This is a genomic window from Salmonella sp. NW177 (assembly GCF_051811585.1).
Taxonomy (GTDB): domain Bacteria; phylum Pseudomonadota; class Gammaproteobacteria; order Enterobacterales; family Enterobacteriaceae; genus Salmonella; species Salmonella enterica.
This window is the reverse complement of record NZ_JAMMZV010000029.1, coordinates 1-497: the sequence shown is the minus strand read 5'-3', so window position 1 is coordinate 497 and position 497 is coordinate 1. Positions and strand designations below refer to the sequence as shown.

Genomic DNA, 497 nt, shown 5'->3' with positions numbered 1-497 from the left:
GTAATAGCTCACTGGTCGAGTCGGCCTGCGCGGAAGATGTAACGGGGCTAAACCATGCACCGAAGCTGCGGCAGCGACACTGTGTGTTGTTGGGTAGGGGAGCGTTCTGTAAGCCTGCGAAGGTGGCCTGTGAGGGTTGCTGGAGGTATCAGAAGTGCGAATGCTGACATAAGTAACGATAAAGCGGGTGAAAAGCCCGCTCGCCGGAAGACCAAGGGTTCCTGTCCAACGTTAATCGGGGCAGGGTGAGTCGACCCCTAAGGCGAGGCCGAAAGGCGTAGTCGATGGGAAACGGGTTAATATTCCCGTACTTGGTGTTACTGCGAAGGGGGGACGGAGAAGGCTATGTTGGCCGGGCGACGGTTGTCCCGGTTTAAGCGTGTAGGTGTGTGTTCCAGGTAAATCCGGTTCACTTTAACACTGAGGCGTGACGACGAGGCACTACGGTGCTGAAGCAACAAATGCCCTGCTTCCAGGAAAAGCCTCTAAGCATCAGG

1 rRNA gene is annotated in these 497 nt (G+C 55.9%); it reads left to right on the top strand.

The features are described 5' to 3' along the window. Positions 1-497: ribosomal RNA gene (locus NA986_RS24340) — 23S ribosomal RNA — on the top strand; the annotation flags it as partial.